The organism is Mesorhizobium sp. M8A.F.Ca.ET.161.01.1.1, from assembly GCF_004792105.1.
Lineage (GTDB): Bacteria > Pseudomonadota > Alphaproteobacteria > Rhizobiales > Rhizobiaceae > Mesorhizobium.
The window spans coordinates 455,911-478,713 of the sequence record NZ_SRTD01000002.1; the positions used below are offsets into that span (position 1 = coordinate 455,911).

General features: G+C 63.1%; 19 protein-coding genes and 1 pseudogene. 4 read left to right on the forward strand and 16 right to left on the reverse strand.

What is annotated here, in order from left to right; all coding sequences use genetic code 11:
• Positions 1–169 precede the first annotated feature (169 nt).
• A complete protein-coding gene (locus EN804_RS07220) occupies positions 170–844 on the forward strand; it encodes a TetR/AcrR family transcriptional regulator (RefSeq protein WP_210237363.1) in 675 nt (224 codons plus the stop codon).
• On the opposite strand, the gene EN804_RS07225 is transcribed toward EN804_RS07220, so the two are convergent.
• The 12 genes and pseudogenes from EN804_RS07225 to EN804_RS07280 all read right to left on the reverse strand — a co-directional run bounded on the left by EN804_RS07225 (position 838) and on the right by EN804_RS07280 (position 13,871).
• Positions 838–1,689, reverse strand: coding sequence for an SDR family oxidoreductase (locus tag EN804_RS07225; protein ID WP_135919002.1), 852 nt, complete (start codon positions 1,687–1,689; stop codon positions 838–840). The two genes, EN804_RS07220 and EN804_RS07225, sit on opposite strands and share 7 nt — an antisense overlap.
• Positions 1,686–2,519, reverse strand: coding sequence for an SGNH/GDSL hydrolase family protein (locus EN804_RS07230; protein ID WP_135919003.1), 834 nt, complete (start codon positions 2,517–2,519; stop codon positions 1,686–1,688). The genes EN804_RS07225 and EN804_RS07230 overlap by 4 nt, the downstream gene beginning before the upstream one ends.
• Positions 2,520–2,791: 272 nt before the next feature.
• A pseudogene (locus EN804_RS07235) lies at positions 2,792–2,970 on the reverse strand (transposase); the annotation flags it as partial.
• A gap of 83 nt (positions 2,971–3,053) precedes the next feature.
• On the reverse strand, positions 3,054–4,118 hold the full coding sequence (locus EN804_RS07240) for an ABC transporter ATP-binding protein (protein WP_127869922.1): 1,065 nt from the start codon (positions 4,116–4,118) through the stop codon (positions 3,054–3,056).
• A 16-nt stretch (positions 4,119–4,134) separates the two neighbouring features.
• Positions 4,135–4,926, reverse strand: a complete 792-nt coding sequence (locus tag EN804_RS07245; RefSeq protein ID WP_135865643.1) for an ABC transporter permease — start codon at positions 4,924–4,926, stop codon at positions 4,135–4,137.
• Positions 4,923–5,837, reverse strand: coding sequence for an ABC transporter permease subunit (locus EN804_RS07250; protein ID WP_135919004.1), 915 nt, complete (start codon positions 5,835–5,837; stop codon positions 4,923–4,925). The genes EN804_RS07245 and EN804_RS07250 overlap by 4 nt, the downstream gene beginning before the upstream one ends.
• Positions 5,838–5,903: 66 nt before the next feature.
• The gene (locus EN804_RS07255) at positions 5,904–7,010 is read right to left on the reverse strand and encodes an ABC transporter substrate-binding protein (protein WP_135919005.1); all 1,107 of its coding nucleotides are present in this window, start codon (positions 7,008–7,010) and stop codon (positions 5,904–5,906) included.
• Positions 7,011–7,253: 243 nt separating this feature from the next.
• Positions 7,254–8,426, reverse strand: a complete 1,173-nt coding sequence (locus EN804_RS07260; protein WP_127279063.1) for an iron-containing alcohol dehydrogenase — start codon at positions 8,424–8,426, stop codon at positions 7,254–7,256.
• A gap of 16 nt (positions 8,427–8,442) precedes the next feature.
• Positions 8,443–9,831: an aldehyde dehydrogenase family protein gene (locus EN804_RS07265; RefSeq protein WP_135919006.1), complete on the reverse strand. Its 1,389-nt coding sequence runs from the start codon at positions 9,829–9,831 to the stop codon at positions 8,443–8,445.
• A 192-nt stretch (positions 9,832–10,023) separates the two neighbouring features.
• Positions 10,024–11,394 carry a glutamine synthetase family protein gene (locus EN804_RS07270; protein ID WP_135919007.1) on the reverse strand — a complete coding sequence of 457 codons (1,371 nt, stop codon included), beginning with the start codon at positions 11,392–11,394 and terminating at the stop codon, positions 10,024–10,026.
• A 94-nt stretch (positions 11,395–11,488) separates the two neighbouring features.
• On the reverse strand, positions 11,489–13,030 hold the full coding sequence (locus EN804_RS07275) for an amino acid permease (RefSeq protein ID WP_135919008.1): 1,542 nt from the start codon (positions 13,028–13,030) through the stop codon (positions 11,489–11,491).
• A 22-nt stretch (positions 13,031–13,052) separates the two neighbouring features.
• On the reverse strand, positions 13,053–13,871 hold the full coding sequence (locus EN804_RS07280) for an N-formylglutamate amidohydrolase (RefSeq protein WP_135881355.1): 819 nt from the start codon (positions 13,869–13,871) through the stop codon (positions 13,053–13,055).
• A 136-nt stretch (positions 13,872–14,007) separates the two neighbouring features.
• Here EN804_RS07280 and EN804_RS07285 point away from each other — a divergent pair, with 136 nt between their 5' ends.
• The 3 genes from EN804_RS07285 to EN804_RS07295 all read left to right on the forward strand — a co-directional run bounded on the left by EN804_RS07285 (position 14,008) and on the right by EN804_RS07295 (position 19,327).
• The gene (locus tag EN804_RS07285; protein ID WP_135881356.1) at positions 14,008–14,835 is read left to right on the forward strand and encodes a MurR/RpiR family transcriptional regulator; all 828 of its coding nucleotides are present in this window, start codon (positions 14,008–14,010) and stop codon (positions 14,833–14,835) included.
• Positions 14,836–15,038: 203 nt separating this feature from the next.
• Positions 15,039–16,199, forward strand: a complete 1,161-nt coding sequence (locus tag EN804_RS07290) for an efflux RND transporter periplasmic adaptor subunit (RefSeq protein WP_135881357.1) — start codon at positions 15,039–15,041, stop codon at positions 16,197–16,199.
• Positions 16,196–19,327, forward strand: coding sequence for an efflux RND transporter permease subunit (locus EN804_RS07295; RefSeq protein ID WP_135919009.1), 3,132 nt, complete (start codon positions 16,196–16,198; stop codon positions 19,325–19,327). The genes EN804_RS07290 and EN804_RS07295 overlap by 4 nt, the downstream gene beginning before the upstream one ends.
• Positions 19,328–19,333: 6 nt before the next feature.
• Here the strand turns inward: EN804_RS07295 and EN804_RS07300 are convergent, their stop codons facing one another.
• From EN804_RS07300 to EN804_RS07315, 4 genes are read right to left on the reverse strand one after another with little or no spacing between them, the layout of a single operon-like run.
• Positions 19,334–19,744: a GtrA family protein gene (locus EN804_RS07300; RefSeq protein ID WP_127869933.1), complete on the reverse strand. Its 411-nt coding sequence runs from the start codon at positions 19,742–19,744 to the stop codon at positions 19,334–19,336.
• Complete coding sequence (locus EN804_RS07305; RefSeq protein ID WP_135919010.1) at positions 19,741–20,559, reverse strand: ChbG/HpnK family deacetylase; 819 nt, start codon at positions 20,557–20,559, stop codon at positions 19,741–19,743. Before EN804_RS07305 ends, EN804_RS07300 begins: the two co-directional genes overlap by 4 nt.
• Positions 20,556–21,539, reverse strand: a complete 984-nt coding sequence (locus EN804_RS07310) for a glycosyltransferase family 2 protein (protein WP_127279544.1) — start codon at positions 21,537–21,539, stop codon at positions 20,556–20,558. The genes EN804_RS07305 and EN804_RS07310 overlap by 4 nt, the downstream gene beginning before the upstream one ends.
• Positions 21,532–22,698, reverse strand: coding sequence for a glycosyltransferase 87 family protein (locus EN804_RS07315; RefSeq protein ID WP_135919011.1), 1,167 nt, complete (start codon positions 22,696–22,698; stop codon positions 21,532–21,534). Before EN804_RS07315 ends, EN804_RS07310 begins: the two co-directional genes overlap by 8 nt.
• Between the last annotated feature and the right edge of the window lie 105 nt (positions 22,699–22,803).

Sequence of the window (22,803 nt, forward strand, 5' to 3'; positions counted from 1 at the left end):
AAAGGCCGCACGCCCATCAGAAAGCGTGGCACCCTGATGTGGATCGGTTCCGCTGGGGCAAAATGACGCCCTAAGAGAGGCGTTGGGACCCCTTGCGGCGCGCTTGATGTTGTATCTGGGTACGAGCAGCGCACTCGTTGGCACGTTGTTTGGAGGGGTTGGAACTGTTATGGTCCGTACCGAGGCTCGGCCCAGCGACCACACACAGCAAGGCAGCATGCAGACCGCCGGAAGGACCCTTACGCGGCGCACGCCGAAGCAGCAACGCTCGCGGCAGACCGTCGACGTCGTGCTAGAGGCGGTACAGCTTGTAGCCAAGCGCCACGGGACACTGGCGATTACCACCAATCGCATTGCCGAGGCCGCCGGCGTCAGTGTCGGATCGCTGTATCAGTACTTCCCCGACAAGCGCGCGATCTTCACAGCTCTTCACGACCGGCACGTCGATGAGGTGCGGCGGGTCATCAAGCAGACGATGACCGACTGCGCCTCGGCTTCGCTGGAGGAATTCGCGCGCGAACTCGTCCTGGGCCTGGTGAACGCGCACGCGGAAACTGCCGAACTGCACGACGTTGTCGCGTCCGCTGTTCCGCACAGCGCTCTCGGCTTCAAGAATGCGCTGCATCAGACCTTCGGACAAGTCCTGTCACGCGCCGAGGACCCGGAGCGGTACAGCCTCGACGAGACGGAGCGGATGCTTTTTGTCCTACCTCGCATGGTGGAAGCGCTCGTGCACGGAGGACAGCACGCGCCCCTCTCGCGCGATGGTGCAAGGAGCGAGGCAATCCGCACCGTACTGGTCTACGTGAATTCCTTTCAGGGCAGCGCTCCGAAAGACTACTGAAACGACGCGGTATTCTCGGTGGCCCACTGATCGAACGGGATTGGTTCCCGTCCGGTTATCTGCTTTACGCCATCCGTCACTGTATCAAGCCGGCCCTCGCGCACCGCCCGCCAGATGTCCACGAGCGCATCCGCATAGGCGCCTTTCCCGGCCCATTCGACCGTGCGTGCGTATGCCTGACCGTCCGTTATTTCCTCGAAGCGAACGGGCTTGCCCATGGCTCTACCGATCGTATCCGTCATCTCCCCATACGACAGCGCCTCAGGGCCGGTGATCACAAGTGCCTGGCCGTCGTAGTCGCGTGTGGTCAGGGAGGCTGTGGCGACGGCAGCGATGTCGTCTGGATGGATGAATGCGATCTTGCCCCCACCCGTGGATGAGCGCAGCACGCCCTCTCGGCGGATGGACTCCGACCAACCGAAGGCGTTGGACATGAATCCGGCTGCTTGAATGAATGTGAATGCCACCCCGCTCTCCCGAACGGCATTCTCGCCCCGTGCATGCCACGGACCGGTGCCGATTCCGGTTCGCACGTCTAGCGTGGAGAGCTTGACCACATGTCGGACGCCTGCGCGGTTGGCAGCGAAGGAGACCGCGCGATCTCGCTTCTCGAGATCCAATCCATCCGTGACGAGGAATATCCCGTCGACTCCAACCAGCGCCCTGCCCAACGAGGGACCTGGATTCTCGAGGTCTCCGACATGAATGTCGACCTGGTCGCAGAAAAGGGCTTTGGCCCTCTTCGTGGAGCGGACTAAAACGGACGGGCGTGCCCCCGCATTAATGAGGCGCTGAACTACCCGGGCGCCGATGTTTCCCGTAGCGCCGATGACCAGGTATTTCACTTGAGTTTGCTCCAGCCACGGATCACCTCGAACGCCATTTGCTTCTGGCCAGCCAGGGTGAAATGCAGACCGTCGCTTATGAGGAAGTCCGAAGGAGGCGGGCTCCCCAAAATAGAGAAGGCGTCGATGACGGGCCCGTCGCGGTCGCGAATAATCTTGGCGACTCGCTCAAGATCTTGGTTGCGGAACCGAACCCCGAACCTGGCAAGGCCCGGATGCGTCGCGACCTGCGCTTCGTTGACCGCTGGCGGGGTGATCCAAACGCAGCTCGCCTTGGTCTCTCGGGAAACGCGCTGGCGCAACTCCGCGATGTTGCGCGCGGTCTCCTCGTGATGGACGAGTGTCTTGGTGGGGTGCGGGCCCTGCGTGCGCGCATCATTGGTACCGAACAGGAAGAGGATCCAGTCGGGCCGGGCATCGGTAATCTCTCTGACACGCACAAGACCGTGCGTGGTCGTCTCGCCTGCCACCGCGCTGATGGTCAGCGAAATCTCCTCGGCACCTCGGCGCATCGTCAGCATTTCCCTCAGGATCACCGCCCAGGACTGGGGCTCGGATGTCAAGCTGTCGCCGAACACCACTACTTTGGCCCCTCTGCGAAGCGGAAGGCGATCGACCATCGATGCCACGGCCTGGTCCGCAAGCAGGGCGCTAGCCGCTTCCGAGGCCTCCTTTTGCATGCGGCCAAGTTCGGCCGCGTAAACCTCGACCGGAAGGCCAAGTAGCGCTGCATGAGCGTCCTGGCCGAAATTCGCACCTCCGGGGAGGGAGGCCAGACTCCGCTCGGGTTGGATGACCTTCAAAAGCCAGTTCACCTGTTCATTCGACATCGATTCACCTCGCACCTGAATTCATCCGCACAGGCGATAGATAGCCGCGTCCCAGGAACGCCGCTACTCGCGTTATCGGGTCGATAAGGGTTTGAAAATACTGATAAATTTTGCAACATCCGGAGTCTTCATCAGGTTCCAGCTCCTGCGGACACCGCTCGCTTTCACCGCTGACAGCCGACAACCAGGGGGACTTCATCGACCCGTTGCACGACATCGCGTACTCACAAACGACATTCGCGCCCGCGAAGTAGAGACCTGGAAGTGTTGGCGAGCCAGGTGAACGGATCGACGCCGCTCATCTTGGCGGCCTGCAGGATCGTGGCGATCGTCGACCCTGTCTGCCACCGCCATCAGACCCGGCGAAGACCGCATTCTTGCGTTTGATTGTGTGGGGCCGAATGGCGCGATCCACCGTGTTCGAACCGATGTCGAGACAGCCGTCGGCGACGCTCATCCCGGGCTGGTTTCGCTGGCGGGCTCCTAGCGGGAGGCCGGCAATTGCAGGCCGGCTCACCTGAATATCCGCTGAGCTTAATGCAGCACCAGCATATCGCTCGACGAGAACGAAATCTCGGCCTTCTCGCCGACTGCGGGCGGCGGGGTGGCCGAGTTGTTGAACGTGTCGAGCGACACCATGTTGCCGCCGATGCCGACGCGGACCCGGATCACCGAGCCGAGAAAATGCACTTCGGAAATCTCCCCCGTGAGGCTGGAGTCGCGGCCCGGCTGGCGGCCGAGCGAAATCGCCTCGGGCCGCAGCGCCAGCGACAGCATGTCGCCGGACTTCGAGCCGTTGAGCTTGCCCTTCAGTTCGACTTCCTGGGTGTTGACTTGCACCTTGCCGGACGCGGCGTCGGTGACCTTGCCCTCGAGCACGTTGAGCGTGCCGACGAAATTGGCGACGAACTTGGTCGCCGGCCGGTTGTAGATCTCGAACGGCGTGCCGACCTGCTCGGCCTTGCCGCCATACATGACCGCGATGCGGTCGGAGATCGACAGCGCCTCTTCCTGGTCATGGGTGACGAAGATTGTGGTGATGCCGAGCCGCTTCTGGATCGAGCGGATTTCCTCGCGCAGCGACACGCGCACCTTGGCGTCGAGCGCCGACAGCGGCTCGTCGAGCAGAAGCAGCTTCGGCTTCGGCGCGATCGCGCGCGCCAGCGCGATGCGCTGCTGCTGGCCGCCCGAGAGCTGGTAGGGGTAGCGGTCCGCCATCTGCGGCAGCTTGATGATGCCGAGCATCTCGGCGACACGGGCATCGATGTCCGCCTTGGGCATGCCCGCGACCTTCAGGCCGAAGCCGATGTTCTGCGCCACGGTCAGGTTCGGGAACAGCGCATAGGCCTGGAACACCATGCCGACATTGCGCTGGTTGGGCTTCAGCCTTGTGATGTCCTTGCCGCCTACGACGATCTTGCCGGCGCTCGGCTCCTCGAAGCCGGCCACCATGCGCAGCACCGTTGTCTTGCCGCAGCCGGATGGCCCGAGGAAGGAGACGAATTCGCCGCGCTCGACATCGAGATTGAAATCCTCCACGACCGTGGTGGCACCGAAGGATTTTCGAACGTGCTGGATGGAGAGGAACGGGTCGGCCATGGCTTTTTCTCTCAGGTCAATTCGGGCGGTTCGCCGATTTCGGCGCGAAGCGGGACAGGATCTGGATCAGCGACATGCAACCCCAGGTGATGGCGAAGGCAATGATGGCAAGGGCTGCCGGCTCATAGGCCCGGTTGGCGCCGATGTTCTGCAGATACGGGCCGAAGGCCGGCCGGTTGAGCAGGCTCGCCATGGTGAATTCGCCGATGACGATCGCGAACGTCAGGAACGCGCCCGACAACACGGCGATCAGCACGTTGGGCAGAATGACGCGGCTTATGATCGTACCCCAACCGGCGCCCAGGATCTGCGCCGCTTCCGTTAGTGTGCGCACATCGATGGTCCGGAGGCCCGTATCGACAGCTCGATACATATAGGGCAGCGCCAGCGTCGCATAGCCGATGACCAGCAAGGCATTGGTGCCCGTGTCGGTAGCCAGGAACGGCAGCGGTGAATTCGAGCCATACATCCTGATATAGCCGAAGACGATGACGATGGCCGGGATCACCAGCGGCAGCAGCGTGATGAATTCGACGATCGGCCGGAGCTGCGGCAGGCGAAGCCGTATCCAGTAGGCAGCCGGCACCACGATGAGCACGCCGAGGACGATGGTGAAGACGGCGGCAAGTACCGAATAGCCGAACGTCGCCTGGAAGCGTGCGTCGCCCAGTACAACCTTGTAGGCGTCAAAGGAATAAACGCCGCGCCGCATGCGCATGGAGAACTCCACCGTCGCGATCAGCGGAATGAAGAAATAGGCCGCGCCCAGCGCAAAGACGACCCAGGCCCAGAACCTGCCAGCCTTCATTTGAGCCACCTCTCGGAGCGGGTGCGGAACCAGATGTAAAAGACATTGGCAAGACCGGTAATCAGGATCATGCCGAAGGCTATGGCATAGCCGAGATGGGCATTGTGCAGCACGTCGCCACGGATCTGGGCATAGAGCAGGATCGGCACGATGTTGAGCGACGAGCCGGTCAGCGCATAGGCGGTGGCTATGGCACCGAAGGCGTTGGCGAACAACAGGATCACGGTGCCGAGGAAACTCGGCCAGATCACCGGAATGACCACCATGCGCCAGTACTGCGACATGGTCGCGCCCAGCGTTGCGGCGGCTTCGCCCCATTCCTTCTTCAACCCATCTATGGCCGGCACGATGATGACCACCATCAGCGGAATCTGGAAATAGACATAGGTCAACGTCAAGCCCCAGAACGACAGGATGTTGAAGCCGTGTGCGTAGATGTTGAGGCCGAACAGGGTGTTCAGGATCACCGTCGCAAGGCCGAGCCGGCCAAGCGTGGCGAGGAAGGCGAAGGCCAGCGGCACGCCGGCAAAATTCGAGGCGACGCCGGAAAACGTGAGTGTCGCCGAGCGAATCCAGTCTGGCAGGCCGCCGCGCACGATGGCGATGGCAATCGCCAGCCCAGCAAAAGCGCCGATCAGCGACGAGGCCAGGCTGACCTTGATCGAAATCCAGTAGGCGGCGACGATCGACGGCTGCGCCAGTTCCGCAATATTCTCGAAGGTGAACTCACCTGCATCGTTCTGGAACGCGCCCAGCATCAGGTAGAGCGTGGGCAGGATCAGGAACATGATGGCGAAGATGAAGAACGGCGCGACGCCGAGCCATTGCGTCGGCAGCTTGAGCCTGCGCGCCTCGGCGGGAGGCGCGGTCTTTCCGGCAACAGCGTGATCGGAAAATGAGAGATCGGTCATGCGCCGGCTACCGTCTTCAAGAGGAAGAACCGGGCAGCCGTGAAGCCGCCCGGTGGATTTCAAGTCTTACTTTACGTTGGCGCCGACAACGGCGTCCCAGTTCTTGGTGATGGCTTCCTTGGCCTTGCCCTGCTCGTCGAGCGTCGGGAACACTGCGGCCGTATAGGACTCGGCCGGCGGCAACTTGGCCAACACGTCCGCCGGGATCTTGCCGTTCTTGGCAAGATCGTTGAAGCGGATCGGGTGGCAATAGCCCTTCAGCCAGGCGACCTGGCCTTCGTCGGAATAGAGGTATTCCAGCCAGAGCTTGGCCGCGTTCGGATGCGGCGCGAAGGCGCTGATCGCCTGCACGTAGACGCCGGCGACCACACCGGTCTTCGGCACGACGACGTCGACGGGCGGGTTGCCCTTCAGTGTGTCACGGCCGGCGAGCGCGTTGTAATCCCAGGTGATCAGGATCGGGGTCTGACCCTGGGCGAGCGTGGCGGCCTTGCCGATGACCGGCACGAAATTGCCGGCGGCGTTAAGCTTCTTGAAGAAGTCGAGGCCGGCGGTCCCGGCAGCTTCACCAGCGGCCGCACCAGACGACAGACCAGCGGCATACACCGCCTGGATGGCCTGGTTCGAGGCGCGCGGGTCACCGGCAAGGGCTACCGAGTTGGCGAATTCCGGCTTCAGGAGGTCGGCCCAGTCCTTCGGCGATTCCTTGATCAGATCCTTGTTCACCTGGAAGGACAGCACGCCGTAATAATCGCCGGTCCAGAACCCTTCCGCATCCTTGGCGCTGTCGGGGATCGAGTCCCAGGTCGACACCTTGTAAGCCTGGATCAGACCATCCTTCTTGGCCGACGGGCCGAAGGAGAGGCCGACGTCGATGACGTCGGGAGCCTGCGGGCCCTTGTTGTCCTTGTTGGCCTTGATCGCCTCGACTTCGTCGCCGGAACCGGCGTCCGGGTTGAGCTCGTTGATGGTGATTTCCGGATATTTCGCCTTGAAGCCGGCGATGACGTCGCCATAACCACACCAGTCATGCGGCAAAGCGATGGTGGTGAGCTGGCCTTCAGCCTTCGCGGCCTTGACGAGATCGTCCAGCGAAGCCGCGGACGAAATCACCGACGACACCATCAGGGTCGCGGCCGAAAGGGAAAGCACCTTCCCCGTGAATTTGAACATGTGTTCTCTCCGTTGAACTGGCGCCGTTGGACGCCTGCGATGCGGTATCGTTTTCGTGTGACAGCCAGATGAAAGCTTTGTGAAACCAGCCGTCAGCAGCGCGAAAAGTTAACTCTTTTTAACAGGCTGTAGCAATTAGCCATCACTTAATTTTCCGGCTAATCATTAATCCGCCCGTCTTTCGCCCTTCCCCTTTCCTTTCCCCTCGTTTCCCGATCAACTTCCGCCCCCCCGGAACCGGCCTCAGACCGTCCCGGCGATGGCGTTTTCGAGCAGTGTCAGCGCGGCCTTCTTGGTCAGCTTGACCGGGTTGCCGCCGGCCGTCGGATCGACCACCGCCATGTCGGCGATCAGTCCCTTGCGCTTCTTGTCCATGTCGAGCCCCTTGATCAGGCCCGGCAGTGCGTGCGGCACCTTCAATTCCTTGCGCAGCTTGATGACAGCCTTGGCGAAGCCGTCGAAACCGCCCTTGATGCCGCAATAGGCGGCGAGCCGGGCAATACGCTCCTCGATGGAGTCGCGGTTGAAGGCCAGCACATAGGGCATGAACACGGCGTTGGTCATGCCGTGGTGGGTGTCGTAGAGCGCGCCGATCGGATGAGACAGTGAGTGGATGGCGCCCAGCCCCTTCTGGAAGGCCGCGGCGCCCATGGCCGCCGCGCTCATCATATGGGCGCGGGCGACAAGGTCCTTGCCATTGGCATAGGCCTTCGGCAGGTTTTCGAAGACCAGGCGCACACCTTCGACCGCGATGCCGTCAGCCATTGGATGATAGCCCGGCGCGCAATAGGCCTCGAGGCAATGGGCGAGTGCATCCATGCCGGTGCCGGCGGTGATGAAAGAAGGCATGCCGACCGACAGCTCCGGATCGGCGATCACGATCGCCGGCAATAACTTCGGATGGAAGATGACCTTCTTGGTATGCGTCTCCTCGTTGGTGATGACACCAGCGCGTCCGACCTCCGAGCCGGTGCCAGCTGTGGTCGGCACCGCGATGATCGGAGCGATGGCGTCGGAATTGGCGCGCGTCCACCAGTCGCCGACATCCTCGAAATCCCAAACCGGCCTGACTTGACCGGCCTGAAAGGCGATCAGCTTGCCGAGGTCGAGCGCCGAGCCGCCGCCGAAAGCGATGACGCCGTCATGCTTGCCCTTCTTGAACACCGCAATGCCGGCGGTGAGGTTGGAGTCCACCGGGTTCGGCTTCACCTCGGAGAACACGCCATAGGGCACCTTGGCGTCGTCGAGAATCCTGAGCGTCGTGGCGACGACCGGCAGCTTGGCCAGCCCCGGATCGGTGACGAAGAGCGGCCGCTTGATGCCGGTGGCCGCCAGCACCTCCGGCAGTTCCTTGATGCGGCCAGCGCCGAAGCGGACTGTGGTGGGGTAGTTCCATTTGGAGATGAGCTTGGACATTTTTGTCTTTCGAAAATTAGATGGCTTCACGCAGATGAAATGATTTCGGCCTCGTCAGATTGTCGTAGCCGATGGCCGACAGCCCGGCACCCTTGCCGGTGTCCTTGACGCCGGTCCAGACCAGCGCCGGATCGAGATAGTCGCAGCGGTTCATGAACACCGTGCCGGTCTCGACCCGGTCGCCGATCGCCACCGCGTGCTCGGTGTCGCGTGTCCAGATCGAGGCGGTCAGCCCATAGGCGCTGTCGTTCATCAGCGCGATCGCCTCATCGTCGTTGCGCACTTTCATGATGCCGACGATCGGGCCAAAACTTTCCTCGCGCATGACGCTCATCTGGTGGTCGACTCCGGTCAGCACCTCGGGCGCCAGATAGGGCGAGCCGGGCTGGTCGTTGGCCACCTTCATGTTGATGTGCGCCACCGCACCCTTGCGCAGCGCCTCGGCCTTCTGCTCGCGGATCAGGTCGGCAAAACGCGCCTGCGCCATCGGCCCCATCGTCGTCGCCTGTTCCAGAGGATTGCCGACGACGTAGTTCTTCGTCTCGGCGATAAAGCCTTCGACGAATTCGTCATAGACCTTCTCGTGCACATATACGCGTTCGATGCCGCAGCAGCATTGGCCTGAGTTGTAGAAGGCGCCGTCGACCAGATTGGCCACGGCGTGGTCCATCTTGGCATCGGCCAGCACATAGGCCGGGTCCTTGCCGCCGAGCTCGAGGCCAAGCGTCATGAAGGTGCCTGCCGCCGCCGTTTCAATGGCGCGGCCGCCGGCGACCGATCCGGTGAAATTGACATGGTCGATCTTGCCCGAACCCAGCAGTTTTTCGGTCTGGGCGTGATTGAGAACGACGTTCTGGAACACGCCCTTGGGCAGCCCGGCCTTGTCGAAAGCCTGTTGGAAGCGCTCGCCGACCAGCAATGTCTGCGCCGCATGTTTCAGGATGACGGCATTGCCGGCCATCAGTGCCGGCACGATGGTGTTGACGGCTGTGAGATAGGGATAGTTCCATGGCGCGATCACCATGACCACGCCGAGCGGATCCTTCTTCACATAGCGGCGGAAGCCGTCCTTGGGATTGGAAGCCGGCACGGATTTCAGCGCCGCCTCGGCGATCTCGACCATATAGGTGGTGCGCTCCTTGACGCCGCCGAACTCGCCGCCATACCGAACCGGACGCCCCATCTGCCAGGCGATCTCCGGCACGATCTCGTCTGATTTCGCAACCAGCGCTTCGAGCATCGCCAGCATGTACTTGCCGCGCTCGACGATCGGCGTCTGCGCCCACTTCTCCTGCGCCGCCTTGGCACGCTCGACCGCGGCATTGATCGCCTGGTCCGTCGCGACCGGACGCTCGGCATAGATCGAGCCGTCGATGGGAGATTTCAGTTTGACCGTTTCGGTCATCGTTTAAGTCCTCGCACTTCTGTAACAATCGAAAAATCACATGGCTTGGCGCTGCCCCTCATCCGCCTGCCGGCACCCTTCTCCCCGTGTAGCGACGGGGAGAAGGGAAACGCTCCAGCGCTGGCATCCCTCTCTCACCGTTCTTCACGGGGAGAGGGTAAGGGTGAGGGACGGCGCTAACGTCGTGGCAATCTAGTACCGCTCGAACCCCCTGTGCAGTTCCCAATCCGTGATACGGCGGTCGTATTCGAACTGTTCCCACTTTGCCGTGTGGACATAGTGTTCGAGCACATCCTCGCCGAGCGCCTGCTTCAGCATCTTCGACTTGGCCAGCGTCTCGGTGGCATCGCGCAACGTCTTTGGGATCTCCGGCAGGCGCGAAGCCTGGTAGGCATCGCCGACGAAAGGTTTTTGCAGTTCAAGCTTCTCGTCGATGCCGGCCAGCCCGGCCGCGATCAGGGCTGCAAAGGCAAGATACGGATTGAGGTCGGCGCCGCCGATGCGGCATTCCATGCGGATGCCCTTGGTGCCTTCGCCGCACAGGCGGAAGCCGGCGGTGCGGTTGTCCTCGCTCCACATGATCTTGGTCGGCGCGAAGGTGCCGGCCTGGAAGCGTTTGTAGGAGTTGATGTAGGGCGCCAGGAACCAGGTGAATTCCTTGGCGTACTTCAACTGTCCCGCCGCCCATTGCTGACCGAGCGTGGACAGGGTCCAGTCGGCTTGTCTGTCGAAGAACAGCGGCGTCTTGCCGTCGGCGCTCCACAGCGAATTGTGGATGTGGCTGGAATTGCCGGCGAGCCCGTAATTGTACTTCGACATGAAGGAGATCGCCTTGCCTTCGGACTCCGCGATCTCCTTGGCGCCGTTCTTCAGGATGACGTGGCGGTCGGCCATGTCGAGCGCTTCGGCATAGCGCACGTTTATCTCTTCCTGGCCGGGGCCCCACTCGCCCTTGGAATTCTCGATCGGAATGCCGGCCGCTTCCATCTCGTTGCGAAGCCGGCGCATGACGCCTTCTTCCTTGGTGGTGATGCCTATCTGGTAGTCGCCGATATAGGGCGACGCGGTGTCGAGACTTTGCCAGTGCTTCTTGCGGGCGGAATCGTAGGTCTCGTTGAACAGGTAGAATTCGAGCTCGGAAGCGAAATAGCCGATATAGCCACGCTCCTGCAGCCGCTTCACCTGCTTCTTCAATATGGCGCGCGGCGAGTGCGGCAGGTCGTCATGGGTATGGTGGTCGAGCACGTCGCAGATCACCAGCGCCGTCTTTTCCAGCCAGGGAATACGCCGCAGCGTCGCAAGGTCCGGCTTCATGACGAAATCGCCATAGCCCTTCGACCAGCTTGCCGCCTTGTAGCCCGGCACCGGCTCCATATCGATATCGGCCGCCAGCAGGTAGTTGCAGCCATGCGTTTCGTCATGCGCGGAATCGACGAAGTACTGCGCTAGGAACCGTTTTCCCGCCAGTCGGCCCTGCATGTCGACGATGCATGCCAGCACCGTGTCGATCTCGCCATTGGAGACCGCTTTCTTCAACTGATCGAACGAGAAATTTCCGGCCATTCCTTTGGCACTCCAGCGCTTGGTCGTTTCGGGCTTGTCATATTGAACGGGAAAAAACCGTGGCGAGCGAACCCGCCACGGTTTGATTGGCTGTTTAGGCGGATTCGCCGACGGCCTTTTCGGCCGCTGCGATGGTCGCCCTGCGCTTGGCGATTGCCGCCTCGCCGATGGGAGGCCCCTGGAAGCGGCGGTTTTCAACGGCGAACCACAAAACGACGAGCAGAATGATCAATCCAATCGCATAGTTGATCAGAATGTCGAAGGGCGGCTGGATGCCGGCATACATCAACACCAGGACACCAAGCACGGTGATGATGGCGAACGGCTTTGACCAGATGCCGAGCCGGAACGGTCCGAATTCGGTCCAGCTCTTTCCTTCCGCAAGAAGTCCCGCTGCGATCGGCATGGCATAGGAGACGTAGAGGAAGAGAGCGCAGCCGGCTGCAAGCGCCGCGAAAGCCGGCGAATAGAGCGTGGCGGCGATCGACAGCACGACGCCGAGCCAGATAGCCGGAACTGGCGTGCGCCAGGTCGGCGAAACCTGCTTCCACAAAGACGACCCCGGCAGACCCCCGTCACGCGAAAAGGCGAAGATCATACGCGATGTCGAAGTGAGGCCGGCCAGCGCGCACAGATAGTTCGACAGCACGATGGCGATGCCGAGCAGAGCCTTGAGCCAGGTTGGCGCCGGCAGATTGTTGAACAGGTTGAACCAGGCATTGCCGCCGTCCTTGGCGGTCGCCACGAGATCGGGGCTCGCAAGGACGAAGGAGACCGCCATGACGAAACCGAAGACGAGAGACCAGAGGACCGCGTGGATCATGCCCCTGGGCACCGCAACGCGGGCATTGTGTGTCTCCTCGGCAGTGTGCGCCGAGGCGTCGAAGCCGGTGATCGTGTAAAGCGGGTAGAGAAGGCCGATCAGGAAGGCCACCAGCGCCGTGCGGGCCGTCGGAACATAGCCGCCCCCGAGATCGCCGGTCGTGTTGACGAAGGTCGTCAGTCGCGAAAGGTCGAAACCATGCGCGCCCCAGATCAGGAAGGTCAGCGTCAGCACGACCGCAACGACGAGGATGAGGTAGCCGGAAAAATCGGTCAATCTCGTTGTCGTCTTGATGCCGAGATGATTGAACAGACCTTGGGTGACGGTAATGATCACGACAGCCACCGTCTGCTGCCAGAAGCCCCAGGTCGATGTGTCCCAGCCGAAGATCGGACCTGCGACGAGCCCTTGAAACAGCAGGTAGACGCCGACATTCACCGAGGCGACCACGAAGATCAGGCCGAGCAGGTTGATCCAGGCCGTAGCCCAGCCCCAGCCGCGACCGCCCAGGATCGACGACCAGTGATAGAGGCCGCCGGCGGTAGGATAGGCCGAGCCGATCTGGCCCAGCGAAGCAGCGACGACAAGGGCGAAGACGCCCCCGATGAGCCAGCCGATGGTCGCCTCGAAACCACTGCCGGTGGCCATCGCCAGCGGGAAGGACGTAATGCCGCCCGCCAGGATGCAGATAATCGAGAAGGAAATGGCGAAGTTGGAGAAGCCGCTCATGCGGCGAGCCAATTCCTGGGCGTAACCCATACTGTGAAGGATATTTGTGTCCTCCGACTTGTCGGGTTGATCAGGTGTTGTCATGTCAGAATTCCCCTCTTGGTTCTTAGCTGGCCGATTGAACTGACTTTCCGACTGCGCTTCGTCGAGAGCCCTTGGCCTCCTCTGGCTCCAGATTCAAAAAAATGCCCGCAAGCAGATCCGCCCATTTCCGCTGCCCGGTCTCGCCGGAGATTTCATCGTTGCGGATTTCGATCATCGCGCAGGGTAGCCCGCGCGAGCGCGCATGCCGTTCCAGCGTGAAATAGACACGGTCGGCTGGGGAATAGGGTTCGTTGACGCCGACGGTGATGCCGGCAAGCCGCCTGAGCGCCGATATCAGCGGCGAGGCCAGCCGGCGGTCCTCATCGTGGATGATGCCGATATGCCAGGGCCGGTTGCGGCCCTTGTAGACGGGCGTGAAGGAATGCACGGAAACCAGCCGGGTCTCCTGGCCGCGCGCCAGCCGTTCCTCGACGATACGCTCGATGGCGTCGTGAAACGGCTGCCATGACAGGGCGACCCGCGCCGAGCGCTGCTTTTCGGTCAGGTCGGCATTGCCGGGAATGATCGTCGTCTCGCTGACCGGCGACACCAGGTCCGGCGCATCGAGCGGCCGGTTGCAGTCGATGATCAACCGCGAAATTCGGGTTTCGACCAGCGTCGCATCGAGGGTTTGCGCCATGCGTAGCGCAACCGGCAGCGCGCCGGGATCCCAGGCGATGTGGCGGGACAGATCCTCGGCGGCAAGGCCGAGCGTACCGAATTCGGCGGGCAGGAAATTGGAAGCGTGATCGCAGGTCAGCACGAAAGGGCTTGAGCCGCCAGGGTTGGTCACCCCAACGGTATCAGACGATGCAAGGCTGGCGGGCCGTGCTTTCTCCATAGTCTGCCGTCCCCGGGGAGCGCTGTATCGTATGTTACGTATTTTGCCTCATTGCGTCCCTATGGATGATTTCATACAGTTTGCCCGGCTTTGTCAAATGCGATCTCGTGGGCAGGGCCAGCGGGTGGGGGAAAACATGATTTCCAGCATTGCCGAACTGATCGCCGACCGCATTGGCGCGATGCCGGCCGGCGAACGGCGCGCGGCCCAGACGCTGATCGCGAGCTATCCGATGATCGGCCTGAAGACGGTCGCCGAATTCTCGGCCGCGGCCGGTGTCTCCTCGCCGACGATCCTGCGCTTCGTCGCCCGGCTCGGCTTCCAGAACTATCCGGAATTCCAGTCGACCCTGCAGGACGAACTGGCGGCGCAATTGCAATCGCCGGCGATACGGACCCTCAACCCGCCCTCGCCCGGCGGCGGCACGGTCTCTCCGATGCTGGAAGCGACGCTCGACAATATGCGCGAGACCTTCCGCCACCTCTCCGACAGGCAGCTTGCCGATATCGCGGCGCGGCTTGCCGACCGGCGTGGCAAGACATTTCTGATCGGCGGCCGCTTCACCGACCCGCTGGCACGTTACATGGCCGCCCATCTTGCCGTTATCCAGCCCGATGTTTTTCACCTCGCCGGCCAGGAGAGCATGTGGCGCGACCGGCTGATCGACATGGGCAAGCGCGATGTGCTGGTGATCTTCGACATCAGGCGCTACCAGGACAGCCTCGTCCGCTTCGCCGAGAAGGCACACCAGCGCGGCGTTCAGATCGTGCTGTTCACCGACCAGTGGCTGTCGCCGATCGCCCGCTTTGCCCGACACGTCATCGCCGGACGAACGGCCGTGCCCTCCGCATGGGATTCCTCGGCGGCGCTTTTCGTCGTCGCCGAAACGCTGATCGGCGCCGTCACAAGACAACTCGAGGCCGACGGCGCCCGGCGCATCCGCGAGATGGAAGGCCTGCGTTAGGCGGATCCCGGCCAAATCGCATCCGTCCCGACGGGGGTGTCCCGACTTCACGTTACCGAGATTTAATGTGCACGATCGCGTGATAATTGCCATAAACCGCTGATATGCGAGGTGTGGCGTGGCCGGATTTCGCCGCCCGCCCGTACCGTCGCTGTGCCGCTCCTTCGGGAAGGGGCTGACGATTCCTGGAAACCGGAGTGTCGATGCGCACCTCAAAGCAAATTGTCGTTGCGCTTGTGATCGTGGTCGTCGCTGCGGCTGCCTGGGCGCGCTTCTATCCCGGAGCTCCCGAAGTGCTGGCGCGTTGGGGGATAGACTGGGCCTATGCGGCGACGCCTCCGGCCGGAAACAGTGCGGCCGACGCGAGACAGGCCGGCAATCGCAATGGCCCCCGGCAGGTCGACGTCGTCGCCTTGCCTGCCGGCACGGCCACCATCAACGACCGCCTGCAGGCGATCGGCACCGGCCGCGCCAACGCCTCGGTGACCGTCAATCCCTATAGTTCGGGCCGCCTTGCCGAACTGCTGGTCGAATCCGGCAGCCATGTCGACAAGGGGCAGATCATCGCCACGCTCGATTCCGAGACGGAGATCATTGCCCAGAATCGGGCCAAGCTCGCCCTGCAGGACGCACAAGCCAAGCTCGACCGCGTCAAGTCGCTGCGCGCCTCCAACGCCGCCACGCCGGTCGCGGTCGCCGATGCCGAAGTGGTGCTGGCCGGCGCCAAGCTGGCGCTTCAGGATGCCGAGCTTGCGCTGCAGCGTCGCTCGATCCTGGCGCCGATATCGGGCACCGTCGGCATCCTGCCGATCTCGGCCGGCAACTACGTGACCAACCAGTCGGCGATCGCCACGCTGGACGACCGGTCCTCCATCCTGGTCGATTTCCAGGTGCCCGAACGCTTCGCCGCCGCCGTCAAGGTCGGCGCGCAATTGAAGGCGACGCCGATCGCCAATCAGAGCAACGCCTATACCGGCACGGTGTCGGCGATCGACAATCATATCGACGAAAAGAGCCGCACCCTCCTGGTCAAGGCCAAGATCGCCAACCCGGCCGACTCGCTGCGCGCCGGCATGTCGTTCTCCATCACCATGAAATTCCCCGGCGAGACCTATCCCGCCGTCAGCCCGCTGGCGATCCTGTGGGGATCGGACGGTGCTTATGTCTGGCAGGTCGAGGACGGCAAGGCCAGGCGGTTGCCGGTTCGCATCATCCAGCGCAACACCGAAACCGTGCTGATCGACGCGGAGATCAGCCGCGGCGACATGGTTGTCACCGAGGGCACCCAAAATGTCAGCGAAGGCGGCGAGGTTCGCATCGCCGGCCAGGAGCAGCGCGCCGCCACCGCCGCGGAAGGCTCATGACCGGACCCGTCAACGCCGGCAGCGATACCGGCTTCACCGCCCTGTTCATCCGCAGGCCGGTCATGGCCTTCGTGCTCAACGTCCTCATTGCGGTTGCCGGCCTCGCGGCCTTCTACGGCGTCGAGATCCGCGAATTGCCCGACGTCGATCGTGCCGTGGTCACGGTCTCCACCACCTTCGAGGGGGCGACGGCCGAAACCGTCGACCGCGAATTGACCGACACGATCGAGGGCGCCGTCGCTCGCGTCTCCGGCGTCAAGTCGATTTCATCATCCTCCTCATTCGGATCGAGCCGTGTCACCATCGAGTTCAACGACGGTGTCGACCTCAACGTCGCCGCCTCGGATGTGCGCGATGCCGTCGGCCGCGTTGCAAACCAGATGCCGGATACGGCCGATCCACCGCGCATCGTCAAGGCCGACGCCAATTCCGACGCGGTGATGCGGCTGGCGGTGACTTCGGACACCATGTCGATCCAGGACATGACGGTGGTGGTACAGGACCAGATCGAGGACGAATTGGCCGCCGTCCCGGGCGTCGCCGACGTCCAGGTCTATGGCGACCGCGACAAGATCTTCCGCATCGACGTCGACCAGAACAAGCTCGCCAGCCTTGGCTTCACGGTCGCCGACCTCAGGGCGGTGCTCGCCTCCGTCGCCTTCGATTCCCCGGCGGGGTCGATCACCACGACCAACCAGGACCTGATCGTCCGCACCACGGCCGACGTGACGACGCCTGCGGAATTCGAAAACATCATCATCGGCGGCACCACGCGCATCCGCGATGTCGCGACCGTCACGCTCGGCCCCGATGTCGGCCAGACCACGCTGCGTTCGGACGGCAAGACCGGCATCGGCATCGGCATCATCCGGCAGGCGGAATCGAACACGCTGGACATTTCGACCGGCGTCCAGGCCGCCGTCGCCAAGCTGCAGGCGAACCTGCCCAACGGCATGTCGATCAAGATCACCAGCGACGACGCCGTCTTCGTCAAGGGTGCCGTGCACGAGGTCGAGATCGCGCTCGGCCTGTCGGTCACCATGGTGCTGATCGTCATCTACGTCTTCCTGCTCGACTGGCGCGCCACGCTCATCCCGGGCCTGTCGATGCCGGTCGCCATGATCGGCACCGTAGCCGCCATCTATCTGGCCGGCTTCTCGATCAACATCCTTACGCTGCTCGCTTTGGTGCTGGCCACCGGCCTTGTCGTCGATGACGCCATCGTGGTGCTGGAAAACATCGTGCGACGGCGCAATGAGGGCATGGGGCCGCGCGCGGCCGCCGTGCTCGGCGCACAGGAAGTGTTCTTCGCCGTCGTTGCCACCACGCTGACGCTGGTCGCGGTCTTCGTACCGATCTCGTTCCTGCCGGGACAGACCGGCGGCCTGTTCCGCGAATTCGGCTTCGTGCTTGCGATGTCGGTGCTTCTGTCCTGCGTGGTGGCGCTGACGCTTTGCCCGATGCTTGCCTCGCGCATGCTGACCAGCGCGTCGCTTCACCACGAAGGTGACCACGGCATCGGCGCGCGCATCGGCGGCGTCCTCAATGCCGGCTACAAGCGTGCGCTCCATGCATGTCTCGACGCGCCGTGGATCGTGGTTCTGGTCGCGGTGCTGTTTGCCGGCATCGCCTTCACGCTGTTCGGCACGATCCGCCAGGAACTGACGCCCACCGAGGATCGCGCCGCCGTGCTGTTGCGCATCAACGCCCCGCAAGGCGTCAGCCTCGACTACACCACGCAGCAGATGCAGAAGATCGAGCGGCTGATCCAGCCGATGCGCGATTCCGGCGAGATTCGCTCGACCTTCGAGAACGCCGGCCAGAACGGTTCCTACAACTCGGGCTTCATGGTGATGACGCTGGCGCCGTGGGACGAGCGAAGCCGCAGCCAGCAGGAGATCATGGCCGAGATCAGCCAGCTGACCAAACAGGTGCCCAGCGTGCGCATCTTCCCGGTCCAGCCCAACAGTCTCGGCATCCGCGGCGCCGGCAACGGCCTGCAGTTCGCTCTGGTCGGCAACGATCGCAAGGCGCTCGGCGATGCGGCGGTCAAGATCATCGCCGAGATGCAGAAGGATCAGCGCTTCCAGACGCCACGCCTGTCGATCGACCCGACGCAGCCGCAGCTGGCCGTGGCCATCGACCGTGAGCGCGCTTCCGACCTCGGCATCGACATATCCGGGCTCGCCAACACCATGCAAGCCATGCTCGACGGCAACGACGTCGTCGATGTCTACATCGCCGACCGCAGCTACGGCGTGAAGCTGGTCTCGACCACCAATCCGATCAACGACCCGACCGATCTGGAAAATGTCTTCCTCAAGACGGCGGATGGCCGCTTCGTGCCGATGTCGACCATCGCCACGCTGACCGAGCGCGCCGTGCCGCCGTCGCTGTCGCGCGAACAGCAGCAGCCTTCGGTGGCAATCACCTCCAACCTCTCAGGCAATTTCGCGCTTGGCGATGCGCTGACGCGTGCCGAGGAGATCGCCACGCCGCTCCTGCCGCCCGGCAGCCGCATCCTGCCGCTGGCCGAAGCCGCCACATTGGGCGAAACCAACAGCGCCATGGTCACCATCTTCGGCTTCGCCCTGATCATCATCCTTTTGGTGCTGGCCGCCCAATTCGAGAGTTTCGTCAGTGCCGTCATCATCATGGCGACAGTGCCGCTCGGCCTTGCCTGCGCCATTTTCGCGCTGCTGCTGTCGGGCACCAGCCTCAATGCCTACAGCCAGATCGGCCTGGTGCTTCTGGTCGGCGTCATGGCCAAGAACGGCATCCTGATCGTCGAATTCGCCAATCAGCTGCGTGATCGCGGCCTGGGCGTGCGCGAAGCGATCGAGCAGGCCTCCACCATTCGCCTGCGGCCGGTGATGATGACGATGATCTGCACCATACTTGGCGGTGTGCCGCTTGTGCTGGCCGCCGGCGCGGGCGCGGAGGCGCGCGTGGCGCTCGGCTGGGTGATCGTCGGCGGGCTTGGCCTGGCCACCGTCTCGACGCTGTTCCTGACACCGGTCGCCTATCTCGTGCTTGGCCGCTTCGTCACCCCGAAGACCCATGAGGAAGCGCGGCTGAAGCGCGAACTCGAGGAAGCCGCCTACACCAATGTGGAACCGGCGGAATAGAGATAGCTATTTCAGCAGCCGGCCTTCGATCGACCAGCGCGCGGCAAGGAAGTTCAGCACAGCCGCCACGATGACCCCGCCGATCTTTGCCGGCCACACGCCGGTGATGCCGGCGAAGAGTGCGATCGACAGGCTGGAGACGCCGAGCGAAATCAACGCCCCGGCCGTGACAAACCGCAGGAAGGCGTCATGCAGCCGGATGGCGTGATTGCGCTCGAACGACCAGAAGCCATTGGCCACGAAAGAGAAGATGACGGCGATCGACCACGAGAGGACGTTGGCGGCAAGCGGTGGGACGTGCAGCTTGAGCAGCAGGGAAAAGCCGGCAAGGTCGATGGCCGTGTTCACCAGTCCGACAAGCGCAAAACGGGCGATCTTGCTGCCGGTTGAACGCTGGGGTCGATCGGCTCCGCTCATCCCTTGCCGTCCATGATCTCGACACCGGCGCGGGCCAGGCTCGCGCCGAACGCATCCGAGGCCAGCACCCCGAATTCCACTTCGCGCACGCCTTGCATCGGGTCGCGCGCGCGCAGTGTTTCGTCGACATGGCCGGGGTGGCACATGAACAGCCCACGGTCCGGCAACGCTTCGACCGCGGCCTTCAGCAATGGCGCAAATTTTTCGGGTTGCCGCCAGTCGTAGATGCCGGCGAGCGGCTTCCAAACGGCAAAGCCGGCGCGCTGCATCGATTGATTGAAGCCGGCGGCCACGGCAGCGATTGCCGCGATCTTCGAAGCGACGGCGGCATCGCCAAGCGCCGGAGCGCCGCGCAGCACCGGCCTGCCGGCGGCGTCGGGAAAATACGCCCGCAGCCATCCGCGCACGACGGGCAGGAAATGCACGTGCTGATGACCGTCGATGAAGTCGGGCTTGCGGCCGAGCGCCTCGACGAACCGACTGTACTGCGCGTCGAGTTCGGCATGGACATCGCGCTTGTCGATCCGGCCGCGCAGGACCGGCAGGGCGAGCGAACGAAGCGGCGGCAGCCGGCCCTCGGGCGCCAGGCTCGACTTGCCTGTGACGGCCGGCTGATCCGTAAGTGTCAGGTGCAGCCCGATCGCCGCATGGCCGCACAACGGCCTGATACGCGCCGCCGCCCCGGCCCATTCCGGAAAACCGGTCATGCAGCTGGTGCCGGTCAGCCGTCGCCGGTCGAGCAGGTCTAGAATTCCGGCGCAAACCCCTGGCGCCAGGCCGTAGTCGTCGGCGATCAGGCGAATGCGCCGCGTCATATGCCGGACGCGCCTGGCGGCCTGTCCGAGACGTCGCTGCGCACGACATCGCGCACGATGTAGACCGGCCGGTCCTTGCTCTCCGACAGCGTGACCCAGACATATTCGCCGATCAAACCAAGCAAGGTCAGGTTGAGGCCACCCAGCAGGACGACGGCGACCATCAGGCTGGGATAGCCAGGCACGGCGATGCCGTAGAACATCACTTCGAAGAACACCTTGGCGCCGTAAACGATGCCCGCCAGCGCCGCCAGCATGCCGCTCAGGCTGATGATGCGCAGCGGGATGACGGAAAACGACGTAAAGCCTTCCAGCGAAAAGGCGATCAGGTTGAGCCGGCTCCATTTCGACGTGCCGACAGCCCGGTTTTCCGGCGAATAGGGTATGGCTTTCTGGCGGAAGCCTGCCCAGGCGAACAGGCCCTTGTTGAAGCGCCGCTTGTCGCGCAGGCTGGTCAGCGCGCGCGCGACGGTACCGCGCATGACGCGAAAATCTCCCGCGTTCTCGGGGATATCGAAACGCTGGCTGCTGTTGATCAGGCTATAGAACAGCTTCGCCAGCTGGCTGCGCCGCCAGCTGGCCTCGCGCCGGTCGTTCTGGGCGTAGACGACGTCGATATCGGGATGCTTCACCAACTCGGCAATCATCTGCAGGCTGATGTCCATGGAATGCTGCAGGTCCGAATCCATGATCAGCACCATGTCGCCGCGCGACTGGTCGAGGCCGGCGAGCACCGCGACCTCCTTGCCGAAATTGCGGCTGAGGCGAACGATCTCCCAGGAGCCCGACAGCGCCAGCGAAAACCGTTCGGCGCCATCGTCGCGACTGCCGTCGTCGACCAGGATCTTGTGGACGGCCATGCCGAAACGGCTTGATACCGCTTCCTCGAGCCTGTCGAGCAGCGCGGCAAAGGCCGACGCCGATTGCGCCTCGTTGAAGAAGGGCGCCACGATATCGAGTTTCTGACGCAACTCAGCCATGTGCGACGGGTCCGACATTCGCCATCTTTTCGCTCGCCTTGGCCCGGAACCACCAGATCAGCGGACAGACGATGAAGGTGACCGCGAGCGGCCGGAACCAGGGGAAGAAGAAATCATGCATGTGGCGCTCGACGCCCGTCAAACCTGTGACGAACAATACCATCGACAGCACCGAAGCCAGGACGCCGCCACGCTCGTCCCGCCACAGTGTGGCGATAGCGAGGCCGGCAGGCACCGCGATCATGGCGTAGGTATTTGGCTCGACGCGCGGATTGAAGACGCACATGTAGAAGGCGGCCGTCAGGAAGATGGCCAGTCCCGCCATTCCAGGCTGGAGCTTGCGGTCGAACCAGAGAACGGTCGATAGCGTAAGCAATGCCACGACGACACGCACGATCGTGGCGGCGAATTCAGGCATGGGTAGGCCTGCCGACGTGAAAGGCGCCGTGAAGTCGGTGGGCACAAAATGGCCGGACTTGTCGACCGCCATGGAGGTCAGCATGCTGGCGAAATCACCGTACTGCTCGTTGAGGTAGCCGGCAGGTGCGAAAGCATATGGAATGGCGAGCACGAACAGCACCGCCAGCACGAGCACGGGTATCAGCCGCAGGCGCAGGGCTCCCACCAACAAAAGCATGATGATCGCGGTCGGTTTGGCAATGATGGCGACCGATGCCCAGAAGAAGGTCTCGGCGCGCCGCCCTTCGAGCGCCGACAGGGTCAGGAGCCAGCAGGCGCCGGTCAGGAGGATCGTCGCCTGGCCGTTGCGGATCGCACCCAGCGCCATCGGCAAGGCAAGGAAGAGCCCGAAGGAAAGCAGCCACGTCAATTCCCCGCCACCGAGCTTGCGCACCTGGCGCATCGCGGCGAAGGTGAGCACCGCAAACCCCAGCACGTGCCACACCAGTCCGCCCAGATGCGGACCGAGCTTCAGCACCGGAACATAGAGCGCGGCAAAGGCCGGCGCGTAGAGATAGCCCATCTCGGACTGGAGATTGTACAGTGGCTGGCCGCTGAGGAACGCCTCGCTGCCAAATCCGTAGGCCTGCATCACCGTGCGCGTGTAGGGCGACCATAGCACCATCCCGAGGACGACCAGGAATGCCCCGACCCACAGGCTCAGCCCCAAACGGTCGAAAACCGGCTTGGAAATCGTCATCAATACACCCCGCACGCCATTGGGGGAGACGCCTCAGCCTGGCGTCGTCCCGGCATTCGATGGCGGCGGCATATCACGGACAAAGCGGCGCGGCATAGGGGGGTC

Bases quoted from the DNA above. Each gene is read 5' to 3' on its own strand.
- EN804_RS07295 (WP_135919009.1), top strand. From the start codon at position 16,196: ATGACCGGACCCGTCAACGCCGGCAGCGATACCGGCTTCACCGCCCTG.
- EN804_RS07245 (WP_135865643.1), bottom strand. From the start codon at position 4,926: ATGAAGGCTGGCAGGTTCTGGGCCTGGGTCGTCTTTGCGCTGGGCGCG.
- EN804_RS07220 (WP_210237363.1), top strand. From the start codon at position 170: ATGGTCCGTACCGAGGCTCGGCCCAGCGACCACACACAGCAAGGCAGC.
- EN804_RS07315 (WP_135919011.1), bottom strand. From the start codon at position 22,698: ATGACGATTTCCAAGCCGGTTTTCGACCGTTTGGGGCTGAGCCTGTGG.
- EN804_RS07310 (WP_127279544.1), bottom strand. From the start codon at position 21,539: ATGGCTGAGTTGCGTCAGAAACTCGATATCGTGGCGCCCTTCTTCAAC.
- EN804_RS07305 (WP_135919010.1), bottom strand. From the start codon at position 20,559: ATGACGCGGCGCATTCGCCTGATCGCCGACGACTACGGCCTGGCGCCA.
- EN804_RS07285 (WP_135881356.1), top strand. From the start codon at position 14,008: ATGATTTCCAGCATTGCCGAACTGATCGCCGACCGCATTGGCGCGATG.
- EN804_RS07275 (WP_135919008.1), bottom strand. From the start codon at position 13,030: ATGACAACACCTGATCAACCCGACAAGTCGGAGGACACAAATATCCTT.
- EN804_RS07270 (WP_135919007.1), bottom strand. From the start codon at position 11,394: ATGGCCGGAAATTTCTCGTTCGATCAGTTGAAGAAAGCGGTCTCCAAT.
- EN804_RS07300 (WP_127869933.1), bottom strand. From the start codon at position 19,744: ATGAGCGGAGCCGATCGACCCCAGCGTTCAACCGGCAGCAAGATCGCC.
- EN804_RS07230 (WP_135919003.1), bottom strand. From the start codon at position 2,519: ATGTCGAATGAACAGGTGAACTGGCTTTTGAAGGTCATCCAACCCGAG.
- EN804_RS07265 (WP_135919006.1), bottom strand. From the start codon at position 9,831: ATGACCGAAACGGTCAAACTGAAATCTCCCATCGACGGCTCGATCTAT.
- EN804_RS07250 (WP_135919004.1), bottom strand. From the start codon at position 5,837: ATGACCGATCTCTCATTTTCCGATCACGCTGTTGCCGGAAAGACCGCG.
- EN804_RS07240 (WP_127869922.1), bottom strand. From the start codon at position 4,118: ATGGCCGACCCGTTCCTCTCCATCCAGCACGTTCGAAAATCCTTCGGT.
- EN804_RS07290 (WP_135881357.1), top strand. From the start codon at position 15,039: ATGCGCACCTCAAAGCAAATTGTCGTTGCGCTTGTGATCGTGGTCGTC.
- EN804_RS07255 (WP_135919005.1), bottom strand. From the start codon at position 7,010: ATGTTCAAATTCACGGGGAAGGTGCTTTCCCTTTCGGCCGCGACCCTG.
- EN804_RS07260 (WP_127279063.1), bottom strand. From the start codon at position 8,426: ATGTCCAAGCTCATCTCCAAATGGAACTACCCCACCACAGTCCGCTTC.
- EN804_RS07280 (WP_135881355.1), bottom strand. From the start codon at position 13,871: ATGGAGAAAGCACGGCCCGCCAGCCTTGCATCGTCTGATACCGTTGGG.